The sequence below is a fragment of the Streptomyces sp. SirexAA-E genome, from assembly GCF_000177195.2.
Classification (GTDB): Bacteria; Actinomycetota; Actinomycetes; order Streptomycetales; family Streptomycetaceae; genus Streptomyces; species Streptomyces flavovirens.
Genome location: NC_015953.1, coordinates 1,875,205 through 1,890,539 on the forward strand (window position 1 = coordinate 1,875,205; position 15,335 = coordinate 1,890,539).

Below are 15,335 nucleotides of genomic sequence, written 5' to 3' on the forward strand. Positions count from 1 at the left end.
TACGCCCGCGCGGGTGATGTCAGCGGTGGCGTACGCCGGGCGGCGCCACGAGAATGGATGGGGCTCGGGGTCGTACGGCATGCCCACCGGCACGCAGGAGGAGTTCCATGACCACCGCCAAGGACATCATGAGCACCGGGGCCCAGTGGATCCCGGCGCACGAGACGCTCGACCGCGCGGCGCAGATGATGCGGGACCACAAGGTGGGCGCGCTGCCCGTCTCCGCCAACGGTGAGCAGGACCGGATGGTCGGCATCGTCACCGACCGCGACATCGTGATCAAGTGCGTGGCGGCCGGGCACGACCCGTCGAAGGTGACGGCGGGCGACCTCTGTGACGGCACCCCGCGCTGGATCGACGCGACGGCCGAGGTGGAGGCGGTGCTGGACGAGATGCAGAGCCACCGCATCCGCCGGCTCCCGGTCGTCGAGGACAAGAAGCTCATCGGCATGATCAGCGAGGCCGATCTGGCCCGGCACCTCTCCGACGAGCAGGTCGCCGGCTGGGCGGAGCGGGTCTACTCCTACACCTGACTCCCCCGCCCCGGCCGCGTCCCGGCCCGGTGTTCCGTGCGTACGCGTCGGTGCGTACGAGGGGACACCGGGCCGTCGGTGTTTCGGGACCGTGCTCCTCTACCCCACAGGGGTACGGTGCGCGATATGTCTGAAATGCCCAACCGTCGCGCCGTGCTCGGCGCGGGTCTCGCCCTGGCGGGCACGGCGGCCCTGACCTCCCGGGCCCACGCCGCGCCCCTGCCCACCCCCGCGGCCCCCCGGGCCGCCGCCGACACCTACGTCGCCCCCGACGGCCCGGAGGTCGCGGCCAGGGAGGCCGAGCGGGGCGCGGGCCCCCTGCGGAAGGTGTCGCTCACCGCCACCGCCTCGCGCCTCGAACTGGGGGACGGCGTCACCGTCTCCACCTGGTCGTACGGGGAGCGGCTGCCCGGGGAGGCGGTCCGGGTCACGGCGGGTGACACCCTGGAGCTCACGCTCGCCAACCACCTGACGCAGTCGACCTCCATGCACTGGCACGGGCTGGCCCTGCGCAACGACATGGACGGGGTACCGGGGCTCACCCAGCGGCCGATCGAGCCGGGTGCCGCGTTCACGTACCGCTTCGCGGTCACGCAGCCGGGGACGTACTGGTTCCACCCCCACTCGGGCGTGCAGCTGGACCGCGGGCTGTACGCGCCGCTGATCGTCGACGACCCGAAGGAGCCCCTCGCCTACGACAAGGAGTGGGTGGTCGTCCTCGACGACTGGCTCGACGGGGTCGACGGCTCCACCCCGGACGCGGTCCTGGACGAGCTCACCGGGGGCGCGGGCAGCAGCCACGACGCTTCGGGGCACCCGGCCGCCGCCCCGGCGAAGGGCACCGGGGACGCGCCCTCGCGTCTGCTCGACGCCTCCGACAGCGAGCTGCTGGGCGGCCACGCGGGCGACGTCGACTATCCGCACTACCTGGTCAACGGGCGTACGGCCGCCTCGCCTTCGGCCTTCGAGGCGAAGCCCGGCGACCGGATCCGGCTGCGTGTGATCAACGCGGGCGGGGACACCGCGTTCCGGCTGGCGCTCGGCGGCCACCGGATGACGGTGACGCACTCCGACGGCTTTCCGGTCCGGCACACCGAGACCGACGCCCTGCTGCTCGGGATGGGCGAACGCTACGACGTGCTGGTCACGGCCGGGGACGGGGTGTTCCCGCTGACCGCGCTCGCCGAGGGCAAGGGCGCCTCGGCGCTGGCCGTGCTGCGGACGGGTGCGGGCGCCCTGCCGCCGGCCACCGCGCGGCCGAAGGAACTGGACGGCCAGGTGCTCACGGCCGACCGGCTGGCCGCCGACCCGTCGGTGGCGCTCACCTCGCGCGAGCCCGACCGGACGGTACCGATCACGCTCACCGGCTCCATGGCGGCGTACGACTGGGCCTTCGACCGGAAGCCGTACGACCCGGCGGTGCGCCTGCCGGTGAAGGACGGCGAACGTGTCCGGCTGGCCTTCACCAACCGCACCGCGATGTGGCACCCGATGCATCTGCACGGCCACACCTTCGCCCTGGCCGGTTCGGGCGACGGGGCCGCGCCGGGCGCCCGCAAGGACACCGCTGCGATCCTGCCCGGCCGCACGCTGACGGTCGACCTCGACGCGGACAACCCGGGGCTGTGGATGCTGCACTGCCACAACGTCTACCACGCCGAGGCGGGCATGATGACGGTCCTCGGCTACCTCCGCTGACCTGCGCCTGGCGGGTTCTCCGCGGCGACGCGGCGGCCCGCCAGGACATTGCGTCAATCAGACGATTACACTGGGAACCGTGCCTCAACTACGTCTCGCACTGAATCAGATCGACTCCACCGTGGGCGACCTCGCCGGCAACAGCGAGTCGGTCGTCCACTGGACCCGGCACGCCGCCGAGCAGGGCGCCCACCTGGTGGCGTTCCCCGAGATGGTGCTGACCGGCTATCCCGTCGAGGACCTGGCCCTGCGCTCGTCCTTCGTCGAGGCGTCACGCCGGGCGCTGCGCGCGCTGGCCGCCCGCCTCGCCGACGAGGGCTTCGGCGAGCTGCCGGTCGTCGTCGGCTACCTCGACCGCTCGGAGCACACCGCGGCCCGCTACGGGCAGCCCGCGGGGTCCCCGCGCAACGCGGCCGCCGTGCTGCACCGCGGGGAGGTCGCGCTGAACTTCGCCAAGCACCACCTGCCCAACTACGGCGTCTTCGACGAGTTCCGGTACTTCGTGCCGGGCGACTCGATGCCCGTGGTGCGGGTGCACGGCATCGACGTGGCGCTCGCGATCTGCGAGGACCTGTGGCAGGAGGGCGGCCGCGTCCCGGCCGCCCGGGCCGCCGGTGCCGGGCTGCTGCTGTCGATCAACGCCTCCCCGTACGAGCGCGACAAGGACGACACCCGGCTCGAACTGGTCCGCAAGCGCGCCCAGGAGGCCGGCTGCACGACCGCGTACCTGGCGATGATGGGCGGCCAGGACGAGCTGGTCTTCGACGGGGACTCGATCGTCGTCGACAAGGACGGAGAGGTCCTCGCCCGCGCCCCGCAGTTCTCCGAGGGCAGCGTGATCCTGGACCTGGATCTGCCGGCCGCCGCGGCCGAGGTGCCGTCCGGGATCGTCAACGACGAGCTGCGGATCGACCACGTGGTCCTGTCCGACGAGCCCCTTCCGGCGTACGAGCCGGAGCTCGCGGGCGGTTACGCGCAGCGGCTCGACGACGACGAGGAGCTGTACTCGGCGCTGGTGGTGGGCCTGCGGGCGTACGCCGCGAAGAACGGTTTCCGCAGCGTCCTGATCGGGCTCTCAGGCGGCATCGACTCGGCGCTGGTCGCGGCGATCGCCTGTGACGCGCTGGGCCCGGAGAACGTGTACGGCGTCTCGATGCCGTCGAAGTACTCCTCGGACCACTCCAAGGGCGACGCGGCCGAGCTGGCCCGGCGCACCGGACTGAACTACCGCACCGTGTCGATCGAGGCGATGTTCGACGCGTACATGGGTGAGCTGGGGCTGACCGGTCTCGCCGAGGAGAACCTGCAGTCGCGGCTGCGGGGCACGACACTGATGGCGATCTCCAACCAGGAGGGCCAGATCGTGCTCGCGCCCGGCAACAAGTCGGAGCTGGCGGTCGGTTACTCGACGCTGTACGGGGACTCGGTCGGCGCGTACGGGCCGATCAAGGACGTGTACAAGACGTCCGTCTTCCGCCTCGCGAAGTGGCGCAACCGGGCCGCCGAGGAGCGCGGGCAGACGCCGCCGATCCCGGAGGCCTCCATCACCAAGCCGCCGAGTGCCGAGCTGCGCCCGGACCAGGTGGACACGGACTCCCTGCCGGACTACGACGTGCTGGACCGGATCCTGGAGCTGTACGTCGACCGGGACCAGGGCAGGGACGCGATCGTGGCGGCCGGGTTCGACGCGGAGCTGGTGACGAAGACGCTGCGGATGGTGGACACCGCGGAGTACAAGCGGCGGCAGTACCCGCCGGGCACGAAGATCTCGCCGAAGGGCTTCGGCAAGGACCGCCGGCTGCCGATCACCAACCGGTGGCGCGAGTCGGACTGACGGCCGCGCGCCGGTGCGGGACCGGGGGCCGGGGAGGTACGCGGGAGCGGACCTCCCCGGCCCCCTTCGCGTCCCGCCCCCCGCCGTCAACCCTGGCCGGCTTCTCCCCTTTCGGATGATGTGTGGCGTGCCGGGTGGATCGGCGCACGGTCCGGGCAGTCTCCAGGGGACCTGCACCGGGAGGGGAGCCGTGGGACTGTCACGCGAGTACAGGGGCGCCATCACCGAGGGACCGACGCCGGCCGACGCCGCGGGCGCGGCCGCTCTGCCGTATCCGAGCGGCTGGTCCGCGCTGGCCTTCTCCGAGGAGTTGCGCAACGGCACCGTGCTCACCCGGCCGCTGGCCGGGCAGGACGTGGTGCTGTACAGGCTCGGCACGGGGGCGATCCGCGCCGTGCGTCCGTACTGCCCGCACCTCGGCGCCCATCTCGGTCTGGCGAAGGTCGAGGGCGAGAACCTCGTCTGCCCCTTCCACCTCTTCGCGTTCGGGCCCGACGGCGCCTGTGTGCGTACGGGGTACGACACACCGCCGCCCCGTTCACCGCTGACCCGGTTGCCGGTGCGCGAGGCCAACGGCGCGGTCTTCGTCTGGCGGCACCACGACGGCCGGGACCCGGACTGGTCCGTCCCCGACTGGCACGAGATCGGTCACCGGCCCGCCCGCAGCGCCGTGTGGGAGCTGGCCGGCAACGCCCAGGAGGTCATCGAGAACACGGTCGACCTGGGACACTTCGCCACCCTGCACGGCTGGTCCTCGGCCGAGATCAGTGGGCCCGTGGTCTACGACGACGCGACGTTCCACGTGTCCGTGCGCGCCCACGAGTCGGCGCCGCTCCTGGGCGACTTCGTCGTCCACGTGGACGTGGACGGCTACGGGCTCGGCTGTCTGCACGTCGACGTGTACACGCCCAGGCTCGGCCTGCGGATGTGCACCATGATCATGCCGACGGCGATCGGGCCCAACCGGATGCAGTTCCGGCAGCGCAACCGCATCGCCTTCGACGAGCCGGCCCGGCTGCCGGCCCCGCTCGCGCGGGCGGTGAGCCGGACCGCGGCCCGGCTGCTGGACCGGGCCGTCTTCCGGTCCAGCTGCGAGTTCACCGCCGCCGACTTCCCGATCTGGCATCACAAGGAGTACGTGCAACCGCCCCGGCTCGCTCCCGGCGACGGCCCGATCGGCCCGTTCCGGCGCTGGGCGCGGCGGTTCTACCCGCCGCCACCGGGCACGGACGGCGGCGAGCCGGCGCGGTCCGCCCGCGACGAGCGGGCGGCGGGGTCCGGAGCGCCCTCCGAGACCGGGGCCTCCCTGCACCACGCGCCGGGCCGATGAGGCCGCGCCCGGCGACGGGGGCCGGCATGTCAGCGCACGCCGGCCTTCCGCTCGTCGCGCACGGCCGCGCCGCCCGCCACGATCCGCGAGGTTCCCGGCGTCCGGTCCAGCACACCCGCGGTGACGGCCACCGCCAGGCCCGCGACCGCGAGGGCCGCGCCGACCAGGGCGGGTGACGTCCAGCCCCAGCCCGCCGAGATGGCCACACCGCCGAGCCAGGCGCCACCGGCGTTGGCCAGGTTGAACGCGGAGTGGTTGGAGGCGGAGGCGAGGGTGGGGGCGTCCTTGGCCTTGTTCATCACCAGCATCTGCAACGGCGTGGTGGTCATGAAGCCGACCGCGCCGAGCAGCACGACCATCACCAGCGCGGCCCACTTCACATGGGCGGCGAAGGGGAAGACGACCAGCACCACCGACAGGGCGGCGAGCGAGCCGTACAGGGTGGGCCGCAGGGCGCGGTCGGTCAGCGGCCCGGCGGCCAGCGCGCCCAGTGTCATCCCGATGCCGAACAGCGCCAGGACGAGGGTGACCGAGGACTCGCCGAAGCCCATGGCCTCGGTCGTCATGGAGGAGAGGTAGGAGTAGACGGCGAACACGCCCGCGAAGCCGAGGACCGCGGTGAGCAGGCCGAGGACCACCTGCCGGTTGCCCAGCGCGCGGATCTCGTGGCGGACGTCCTGGTGGGCCTCGCGCGGGATCTGCGGGACGAGACGGGCCAGCGCGGCCATGGCGGCCAGGCCGATCACCGCGACCACCATGAAGGTGGCGCGCCAGCCGAGGTGCTGGCCGAGCAGCGTGGCGGCCGGTACGCCGACGATGTTGGCGACCGTGAGCCCGAGGAACATGGTGGCGACGGCCCGCGCCTGGCGGCCGTCGGGGACGAGCCGTGCGGCGACGACCGCGCCGACGCCGAAGAACGCCCCGTGCGGCAGCCCGGCCAGGACCCGGCCGGCCAGCAGCCAGCCGTACCCGGGGGCGAAGGCGGAGGCGAGGTTGCCGACGGTGAACAGGGCCATCAGCAGCAGGAGCATCCGCTTGCGCGGGATCCTGGAGCCGAGGCCGGTGAGCAGCGGGGCACCGAGGACGACGCCGATCGCGTACGCCGAGACGAGATATCCGGCGGTGGGTACGGACGTTCCCAGATCGTCCGCGACGTTGGGCAGCAGGCCCATCATCACGAACTCGGTGGTGCCGATGCCGAAGGCGCTCACAGCGAGGGCGAGCAGGGCCAGGGGCATGGTGGAGAACCTTTCGGGCAGGGGGCGGCGGCCGGCCGTGGTGGACCGGGTGGCGGCGGATGGGTGCGGGAGCGTCGGCGTCATTGCCTGACCGGATTATGTACCCCGTCGGAACAAAGTCTCTCAGACGTTTTATGCCCGGAGATGAACGAACCGTTGCGGCGCGGTGTGATGTGGACGTCACTCGGCATCGCAGACCGGGCGAAACGGTGGTGTCCGGGGGCCGTTGTCAGGTTTCGTCCACACCGGGCAGGGCGTGGACGCGCACGGTGGCGGGCTCCCGCGCGAGGAGTGCCGCCACTGCCAGCGCCAGGACCATCAGCAGGGCGCTGACCCACACCGGTGCGCGGAAGCCCAGGCTCGTGCCGAGGGTCAGGCCGCCCAGCCAAGGGCCGGTCGCCGCGCCCACGTTGAAGGCGGCCGTGGCGAAGGAGCCCGCCAGGGTGGGGGCGTCCGGGGCCTGCTGGAGGACCCGGGTGATCAGGGCGGTCCCCGTACCGAAGGCGAGCGCGCCCTGGAGCAGGACCAGGGCGAGGACGGCCACCGGGTGGGCGGCGGTGAGGGCGAGTGCCGCCCAGCCCGCCGTGAGCGCCGCCATGCCGAGCCCGGCGACCGCCCTCGGGTGGGTGTCGGCCAGCCGCCCGGCCAGCGTGACCCCCGCGAAGGAGCCGGCGCCGAACAGCGCCAGCACCGCTGGCACCCAGCCCGCACCGACCCCGGTGACCCGGGTGACCAGCGGTTCCAGGTAGGAGAACGTGCAGAAGGTCGCCCCCTGCACGAGCGCCATCACCAGCAGCGTCAGCAGCAGCCGGGGGCGTGCCAGCGCCCGCAGTTCGGTACGGGCGCTCAGCAGCGGTACGTCACCGGGACGCCCGCCGGGCACGGCCCGCAGCAGCGCGAGGGCCGCCGGCAGGGAGACGAGGGCGACGGCCCAGAACGCGGCGCGCCAGCCCCACAGTTCACCCAGCACCGCACCGGCGGGCACGCCCACCACACAGGCGACGGTGACCCCGCCGACGACCACGGCGGTGGCCCGCGCCCGCCGCCGCGGACCGGCCAGGTCCACCGCGGTGACCAGCGCCACCGCCCAGAACCCGGCGTTGGCGAGCGCCCCCGCCACCCGGGTCGCGAGCAGCACCCCGTAGCTGCCGGTCAGCGCGCCGGCCACGTGGACGGCGACGAAGACGCCGAGGAAGAACAGCAGCGCCCGGCGCCTGGGCCAGGTGCGGCCGGCGAGGGCGGTGAGCGGTGCGCCGACCACCATCCCGACCGCGAAGGCCGAGGTCAGCAGCCCGGCGGCGGACAGTGGGACGTGCAGGTCGCCGGCGATGCCCGTGAGCAGGCCGGACAGCATGAACTCCGAAGTGCCCTGGGCGAAGACCGCCAGCCCGAGCACGTACACAGCGAATGGCATGAGAGAGGGACCCCTTGTACAGACGTACAGGCTCGTATGGAACCGTCGGAGGACGAGCGGTGTACGCGGGGGTGCGGGACGTGCCCGCCACGCGCACGGGGGCGCGGGACGGCGACACGGTGGAATGTCCGGTGGTCTCACGGGACATGACGCGGACGGGACGTCGGCGGAGAAGCCCGACGGGAACGTCCGGCGGAAAGGCCGGCCCACACCGCCGCGGGATCCGGCGGCGGGCGACGGGCGACGGGACGGGGCGGGTGACCGCGGGGGTCAGAGGCCTTCGGCGTCGCGGATCGGCCACCGGCGGACCGGTGGCCGGAGTCTGTCGGACTCGGGGCTGGACATGGGAGGGAGTGTAGCGCCGTCCCCGTGCGGGGTACGGCGATCGGTCACAGCTGGACGCGGGCCGCGATCGGGAGGTGGTCGCTGTCCGTCGCCGGGAGCGTCCAGGAGGAGAGCGGTTCGACGCCCCGGACCATGATCTGGTCGATCCGCGCCATCGGGAACGCCGCCGGCCAGCTGAAGCCGAATCCGTCGCCCGCGGCGCCCTGGGTGGAACGCATCTGGGCGGTGACGGCGTTCAGGGAGCGGTCGTTCATCGTGCCGTTGAGGTCACCGAGCAGGACCACCCGTTCGATGGGCTCGTCGGCGATCGCCTCGCCCAGCGCGTCCGCGCTGCGGTCCCGCTGGCTGGCGGTGAAGCCGGCGTCGAGCTTGACGCGTACCGAGGGCAGGTGGGCGACGAAGACCGAGACGGGGCCTTCCGGGGTGGCGACGGTGGCCCGCATGGCGCGGGTCCAGCCCAGCTTGATGTCGACGGGGCGGGAGTCGGTCAGCGGGTACTTGCTCCACAGGCCGACGGTGCCCTGCACGGAGTGGTGCGGGTAGCGGCCGGCGAGGGCGTTCTCGTACGCCGCCACCTTGCCGTCGGGCAGTTCCTGGAGGGCCACGACGTCCGCGTCCGAGCCCGCGACCTGCTGGGCGGTGCCCGCGGGGTCGGGGTTTCCCGCGTTGACGTTGTGGGTGGCGACGGTGAGGTCGCCCCCGGCACCCGACTTGTCGGCGAACAGCAGGCCGCCGAAGAGGTTGAGCCAGACGGCCACCGGCAGGATCAGGGCGACCACCGCGGTCGCCGAGCGGCGCAGCAGCCCGAGCAGCAGCAGCACCGGGACGAAGAGGCCGAACCAGGGCAGGAACGTCTCGATGAGGCTGCCCGTGTTGCCGATCGCGTTGGGGATCCTGGCGTGGAGCATCATCACCAGCGTGAGGAGGACCGCGCAGAGGGCGAGCAGGACACCGCGCCGCCAGATGCCGCGGTCGGTGGTCAGTCTGTGCCGCAGGGCCCGCAGGCGGGTGCCGGGCCGCCGGGGGCCCGGGTCGGCGTTCTCGGTTTCCGCCCTGTACGCCTGCACCATCGCGCTGTCCTCACTGCTTTGCCGTACACATCGCCGCGCCCCACGACCCTAGGCGATGAGAGGCGCCGTTCCTGCCGCCGACGACGGCCGTTCTGCCATCAGGACGACCGGGGCGGTACCCAGGGTTCCGGTGGACGGGGGCCGGCCCGAGGGCTGTGACACGACGGTCACGCGGGGCGGCGTGCCCGTCCGCCCGTCGCGACCTGCGCTTTCGGGGCGAGACCCTGCAACAGGACCCGGATGACGCGGTCGACGAGATCGTCGGGCAGGGAGGCGTCGGGGCGGTGGAGGGTACGGACGAGCATGGGTCCGAGAAACAGGTCGTCCATCAGCTCGGTGTCGAGGTCGTCGCGGAGTTCGCCCGCGTCGACCGCCCGCCGCACGGCGGCCAGCATCGCGGCGCGGCGCGGCGCGATGACGGTGCGCTGGTACTCGGCCCACAGCTTGGGATGGCTCTTCATCTGTACGAACACGTTGTGCAGGAAGACCGAGGAACGCTGGGCGATCCCGCGTGTGCGGATGGACTCCAGCATGAGGCGCAGGTCGTCGAGGCCCGCGGTGCCGGAGACGACGGGGTCGGTGGGCTCGACGGCACGCAGGACGTCGACGAAGAGCTCCTCCTTGCCGCTCCAGCGCCGGTAGATGGTGGCCTTGCCGACTCCGGCGGTGCGGGCGATGCGCTCGATGGACAGTCCGGCCAGCGGCTCGCCGGCTTCCAGAAGCTGCACGACGGCGTCGATGATGGCCCGCTCGGCGGCGGCGCTGCGGGGGCGGCCCCGGCGGGGCTCGGCGTCGTGGCCGTGACCGCAGGGGGGATCCTGCCGGTCGTCCCCGGGCCGGGCCGGGCCGTGGCCCACGGCCGGGTCCTGGGGCGTGTCCTGTGCCGCCTGCACGTGGGTCACCTCTCGCCGAGCCGTCCGCCGTCACCGCACCGTTGTCCGTGCCGGTCACCTGTGATTCTCGCCGACCGTCGGCGGCCGGGGCGAACGGCCCCTGGCGGTGCGGGGTCCAGCGGCGTGGCGCAGGTGTCCGGCATGCGGGCCGGGGAAACGGGCGCGGCCCCTGCCCGGGCGGTGTCACGCCCCGGGCAGGGGGCCGGCCCCGGTGTCACTCGGCCGGCCCGCCCTGCGCCACCGGGACGCGATCGGGCTGCCGGGACGCCTCCGGGCCCGCGGGGGCGCTCGCCCTGCCCGGCAGGAAGAGGCCCACCACGACGGCGCCGATCAGCGCGACCGCCGCCGAACCGAGGGCGGTGACGTGCATGGCCCCGATGAACGCGTCGTTCGCGGCCGCGGCCAGCGGCTTGCCCGCCGGGCCCAGCTTCGCCGCGACGCCGAGCGTCGCCTCGATGGACTCCCCCGCCACGTCCCGCGCGGCGGCCGGGACACCGTCGAGGTGCTTCTCGATGTCGCCCCGGTAGACCGTGGAGAGCACCGAGCCGAGAACGGCGATCCCGAGCGCCCCGCCGACCTGACGGAAGGTGTTGTTGATGGCGGAGCCGGAACCGGCGCGTTCGCGGGGCAGGGCCTGCATCACGGCGACGGTGACCGGCGGCATGATGTGCGCCATGCCGGTGCCCTGGACGAAGAAGACCACGCACATCACCCAGACGGGCGTGTCCGCGTCGAAGAGCGCGAAGGCCGCCAGGCCTCCCGCGACCAGCAGCATGCCCACCGTGCAGACCGCGCGGGCGCCGAAGCGGTCCACGACCAGCCGGGCGCGCGGCGAGAAGACCATCTGCGCGACGGCCAGCGGCAGGATCAGCAGACCGGACTGCAGGGCGCTGTAGCCGCGCACGCTCTGGAGGTAGAAGGCGGAGAAGAAGGTGACGCCCATCAGCGCGAAGAAGACGAGCGCGATGGCGGCGACGGCGGCGGAGAAGGCCGGCTTGCCGAAGTACGACATGTCGATCGACGGGTGGCTGCTGCGCTTCTCGTGCCAGACGAAGACCGCCAGCACCACCAGGCCGCCGACGGCCGGGGCGAGCACCGTCACGTCCGTGAAGTCGGCGAGTTCGCCGCCGCGGATGATGCCGTACACGAGCAGGACCAGGCCGACGATGGACAGGACGACGCCGGGCGGGTCGACCTTGCCGGGCGCGGGGTCCCTGGAGTCCGGTACGAGGACGGCCATGGCGATCAGCGCGATGACCACCACGGGCACGTTGACCAGGAAGATCGAGCCCCACCAGAAGTGCTCCAGGAGCGCACCGCCGGTGATCGGGCCGATCGCGATGCCGAGGCCGACGCTGCCGGCCCAGATGCCGATGGCCTTGGGCTGCTCGTCGCGCTCGAAGACGTTCATCAGGACGGCGAGGGTGGCGGGCATCACGAAGGCCGCGCCGAGGCCCATCAGGGCCCGCCAGGTGATGAGTTCACCCGGGGACGAGGAGAAGGCGGCCAGGGCGGAGGCGAGGCCGAAGACCAGGATGCCGCCCAGCAGGACCTTCTTGCGACCGATGCGGTCGCCGAGCAGACCGGCCGTGAAGAGCAGTCCGGCGAAGACGAGCGTGTAGGAGTTGATCGCCCACTCGAGCTCGCTCTGGGTGGCGCCGATGCCGGTCGGCGCGGGGGTGGCGATCGTCCTGACCGCGACGTTCAGGATCGAGTTGTCCAGAACGACGATGAGCAGGCTGAACATGAGGACGGCGAGGATCGCCCAGCGTCGGCGGTGGACCGCTTCGGGGACACGGGACGCGACGGCTGGGGAGCCGGACGGTATGGACATGGCCACCAGCCTAGGCCCTATTCGATACGAGACCGTCTCGTATTGGAAAGTCTTTACCAGGGCGCCTTCACCGGACGTACCGGCGGCGGTTGCCGAAAGCTCATGGTGGGCCCACTTCCCGGGAGCGGCGGCGGGATGCCACCATGGAAGGGATCCGGGGACGCCGTCAGGGCGCCTCGAGATGACGAAGGAGCCGTTGGCCATGTCGCTTCAGGCTGCGCAGAATCAGGCCGCACCGTCCCCGGCGGGCACCCCGCCCACCACCACGGGACCCACCCCCGGCGCCGGTAAGGCACTGTACGGGGGCACGAGCACCCGCCGAGTCACCGTCCACGACGTCACCGCCGCCACCGAGCGCGGCGAGAAGTGGCCCATGCTCACCGCCTACGACGCGATGACCGCGTCCGTCTTCGACGAGGCCGGCATCCCGGTCATGCTCGTCGGCGACTCCATGGGCAACTGCCATCTCGGCTACGAGACCACCGTGCCCGTCACGATGGACGAGATGACCATGCTCTCCGCCGCCGTCGTCCGGGGCACCAAGCGCGCCCTCATCGTCGCGGACCTGCCCTTCGGGGCCTACCAGGAGGGCCCCGTACAGGCCCTGCGCAACGCCACCCGGCTGGTCAAGGACGCCGGTGTCGGCGCGGTCAAGCTGGAGGGCGGCGAGCGGTCGCACGAGCAGATCCGCCTGCTGGTCGAGGCCGGCATCCCGGTCATGGGCCACATCGGGCTGACCCCCCAGTCCGTGAACGCGATGGGCTACCGGGTACAGGGCCGCGGCGAGGAGGCCGCCCAGCAGCTGCTGCGTGACGCGAAGGCGGTGCAGGACGCGGGCGCGTTCGCCGTCGTCCTCGAACTCGTACCGGCCGAGCTGGCCGCCGAGGTGACCCGCACCCTGCACATTCCGACCGTCGGCATCGGCGCCGGGCCGGACACCGACGCGCAGGTGCTGGTCTGGACCGACATGGCCGGGCTGACCGGCGGCAAGGTGCCGCGCTTCTCCAAGCAGTACGCCAACCTGCGCCAGGTGCTCGGCGACGCGGCGCGGACGTACGCCGAGGAGGTCGTCGGCGGAACGTTCCCGCAGCCGGAGCACACCTTCCACTGAGCGACGTCCGCGCCCCGGCGCACAGCTGACCACTGCCGCACCACCGACAGCCCGCCGACTTCCCCCATCGGCGGGCTGTCGCCCGTTTCGGGAGCGCGTCGGCCGGGCGTCGGCGGCTGTCGGCGATATGTCGGTGAGATGTCGGTGACGGCTGGTGTCATGGTGGACATGACGCGAAACGACACGAACCCCAGGAGCGGCGCCAACGCCGTCGAGGTACGGGGGCTGGTCAAGCACTACGGCGAGACCAAGGCACTGGACGGTGTGGACCTCGACGTCCGCGAGGGCACCGTCCTCGGCGTGCTCGGCCCCAACGGCGCCGGGAAGACCACCCTCGTACGCTGCCTGTCCACCCTGATCCTGCCCGACGCCGGGCACGCGGTCGTGGCCGGCTACGACGTGGTGAAGCAGCCCCGCCAGCTGCGCCGCACCATCGGCCTGACCGGGCAGTACGCCTCGGTCGACGAGAAGCTCTCCGGCTGGGAGAACCTCTACATGATCGGGCGGCTGCTCGATCTGTCCCGCAAGAAGGCCCGCTCCCGCGCCGACGAACTGCTGGAGCGCTTCTCGCTCACCGACGCGGCCCGCAAGGCCGCCATGGACTACTCCGGCGGCATGCGCCGCCGGCTGGACCTGGCCGCATCGATGATCGGCAGCCCGGCCATCCTCTATCTGGACGAGCCGACGACGGGCCTCGATCCCCGCACCCGCAACGAGGTCTGGGACGAGGTGCAGCGCATGGTCGCGGAGGGGGCGACCGTGCTGCTCACCACCCAGTACATGGAGGAGGCCGAACAGCTCGCCAGTGAGCTCACGGTCATCGACCACGGCAGGATCATCGCCCGGGGCGGTGTCGACGAGCTGAAGGCCAAGGTCGGCGGCCGCACCCTGCAGATCCGGCCGTCCGACCCGGCCGACCTGGCCGCGATGGCCGAGGCGCTGCGGGAGACCCACCTCGACGGGGTCGCGGGCGCCCAGGCGGTCCCGGACGAGGGCCTGCTGTACGTACCGATCCTCAGCGACGAGCAGCTGACCGCCGTGATCGGCCTGCTCGCCGCCCGGGGCTTCCCCCTCGCCCACGTCGCCACCGCGCTGCCCAGCCTGGACGAGGTGTTCCTCGCCATCACGGGCGGCAAGGCCACCGTCACCGACACGATTCCTCAGGAGGTCGCGGCATGAGCACGACGACTCTGACGCCCACCCCCACCGACGAGGCCGTGTCCGCACCGGCCTGGGTCCCCCACGACGAGGGCCGGATCGGGCTGCGGAACAACCTGCGCCACATCGGTGCGCTGGTCCGGCGCAACCTGCTCCAGATCAAGAAGGATCCGGAGTCGATGTTCGACGCGCTCCTGATGCCGATCGTCTTCACCCTGCTGTTCGTGTACGTCTTCGGCGGCTCGGTCGGCAGCAGCATGGGCGGCGGCCGGCAGGAGTACCTCAACTACCTGATCCCCGGCCTGATGGCGATGATGGGCATGAACATCGCCATGGCGGTCGGTTCCGGTGTCAACGACGACTTCCGCAAGGGGGTCATGGACCGGTTCCGCACGATGCCGATAGCCCGCTCCTCGGTGCTCATCGCGAAGATCGTGGTCGAGCTCGGCCGGATGATGGTCGCCACGCTGATCCTGCTGGCCATGGGCTTCGCGCTCGGCATGGAGCTCCAGGAGTCGGTGCTCGGGCTGATCGGGGCGATCGCCCTGTCGGCCGCCTTCGGTGCCGCGATCATGTGGATCTTCATCCTGCTCGGACTGAGCATGAAGACGGCCCAGTCGGTCCAGGGGATGGGGATGCTCGTGATGATGCCGCTCCAGTTCGGATCCTCCATCTTCGCCCCGACGCAGACGATGCCCGGCTGGCTCCGGACGTTCACCGACTACAACCCGCTGTCCAACCTGGCCGACTCCGCCCGTGCCCTGATGATGGGCGGCCCGCTCGCCCACTCGGTCTGGGTGACGCTCGGCTGGACCGTGGTCATCACCGCCGTGATGGCTCCGCTCGCGGTGTCCAAGTTCCGCAAGAAGTCCTGAGA

At 72.4% G+C, this 15,335-nt stretch carries 12 protein-coding genes; 7 read left to right on the top strand and 5 right to left on the bottom strand.

Annotated features, from left to right (window positions below):
- Positions 1-107 precede the first annotated feature (107 nt).
- The 4 genes from SACTE_RS08265 (at position 108) to SACTE_RS08280 (ending at position 5,395) form a co-directional block, all read left to right on the top strand.
- Complete coding sequence (locus SACTE_RS08265; RefSeq protein ID WP_014045578.1) at positions 108-533, top strand: CBS domain-containing protein; 426 nt, start codon at positions 108-110, stop codon at positions 531-533.
- Between the two features lie 126 nt (positions 534-659).
- A complete protein-coding gene (locus SACTE_RS08270; RefSeq protein ID WP_014045579.1) occupies positions 660-2,231 on the top strand; it encodes a multicopper oxidase family protein in 1,572 nt (523 codons plus the stop codon).
- A 79-nt stretch (positions 2,232-2,310) separates the two neighbouring features.
- Positions 2,311-4,065: an NAD+ synthase gene (locus tag SACTE_RS08275; protein WP_014045580.1), complete on the top strand. Its 1,755-nt coding sequence runs from the start codon at positions 2,311-2,313 to the stop codon at positions 4,063-4,065.
- A 190-nt stretch (positions 4,066-4,255) separates the two neighbouring features.
- Positions 4,256-5,395: a Rieske 2Fe-2S domain-containing protein gene (locus SACTE_RS08280; protein ID WP_014045581.1), complete on the top strand. Its 1,140-nt coding sequence runs from the start codon at positions 4,256-4,258 to the stop codon at positions 5,393-5,395.
- Between the two features lie 29 nt (positions 5,396-5,424).
- Here SACTE_RS08280 and SACTE_RS08285 read toward each other — a convergent pair whose 3' ends face one another.
- The 5 genes from SACTE_RS08285 to SACTE_RS08305 all read right to left on the bottom strand — a co-directional run bounded on the left by SACTE_RS08285 (position 5,425) and on the right by SACTE_RS08305 (position 12,189).
- Positions 5,425-6,633 (bottom strand): MFS transporter, encoded by a 1,209-nt coding sequence (locus SACTE_RS08285; RefSeq protein WP_014045582.1) that lies wholly within the window; start codon positions 6,631-6,633, stop codon positions 5,425-5,427.
- 229 nt (positions 6,634-6,862) lie between these two features.
- On the bottom strand, positions 6,863-8,047 hold the full coding sequence (locus SACTE_RS08290) for a Cmx/CmrA family chloramphenicol efflux MFS transporter (protein WP_014045583.1): 1,185 nt from the start codon (positions 8,045-8,047) through the stop codon (positions 6,863-6,865).
- Between the two features lie 389 nt (positions 8,048-8,436).
- Complete coding sequence (locus tag SACTE_RS08295) at positions 8,437-9,462, bottom strand: endonuclease/exonuclease/phosphatase family protein (protein ID WP_014045584.1); 1,026 nt, start codon at positions 9,460-9,462, stop codon at positions 8,437-8,439.
- A 167-nt stretch (positions 9,463-9,629) separates the two neighbouring features.
- Positions 9,630-10,355 carry a TetR/AcrR family transcriptional regulator gene (locus SACTE_RS08300; protein WP_014045585.1) on the bottom strand — a complete coding sequence of 242 codons (726 nt, stop codon included), beginning with the start codon at positions 10,353-10,355 and terminating at the stop codon, positions 9,630-9,632.
- 214 nt (positions 10,356-10,569) lie between these two features.
- Entirely contained in the window at positions 10,570-12,189 is a 1,620-nt protein-coding gene (locus SACTE_RS08305; RefSeq protein WP_014045586.1) for a DHA2 family efflux MFS transporter permease subunit, read from the bottom strand.
- 202 nt (positions 12,190-12,391) lie between these two features.
- Between SACTE_RS08305 and panB the strand changes: the two genes are divergently transcribed.
- The 3 genes from panB (at position 12,392) to SACTE_RS08320 (ending at position 15,333) form a co-directional block, all read left to right on the top strand.
- The gene (gene panB / locus SACTE_RS08310; protein WP_014045587.1) at positions 12,392-13,300 is read left to right on the top strand and encodes a 3-methyl-2-oxobutanoate hydroxymethyltransferase; all 909 of its coding nucleotides are present in this window, start codon (positions 12,392-12,394) and stop codon (positions 13,298-13,300) included.
- Between the two features lie 159 nt (positions 13,301-13,459).
- Positions 13,460-14,479 (top strand): ATP-binding cassette domain-containing protein, encoded by a 1,020-nt coding sequence (locus SACTE_RS08315; RefSeq protein ID WP_014045588.1) that lies wholly within the window; start codon positions 13,460-13,462, stop codon positions 14,477-14,479.
- On the top strand, positions 14,476-15,333 hold the full coding sequence (locus SACTE_RS08320) for an ABC transporter permease (protein ID WP_014045589.1): 858 nt from the start codon (positions 14,476-14,478) through the stop codon (positions 15,331-15,333). Before SACTE_RS08315 ends, SACTE_RS08320 begins: the two co-directional genes overlap by 4 nt.
- Positions 15,334-15,335 lie beyond the last annotated feature (2 nt).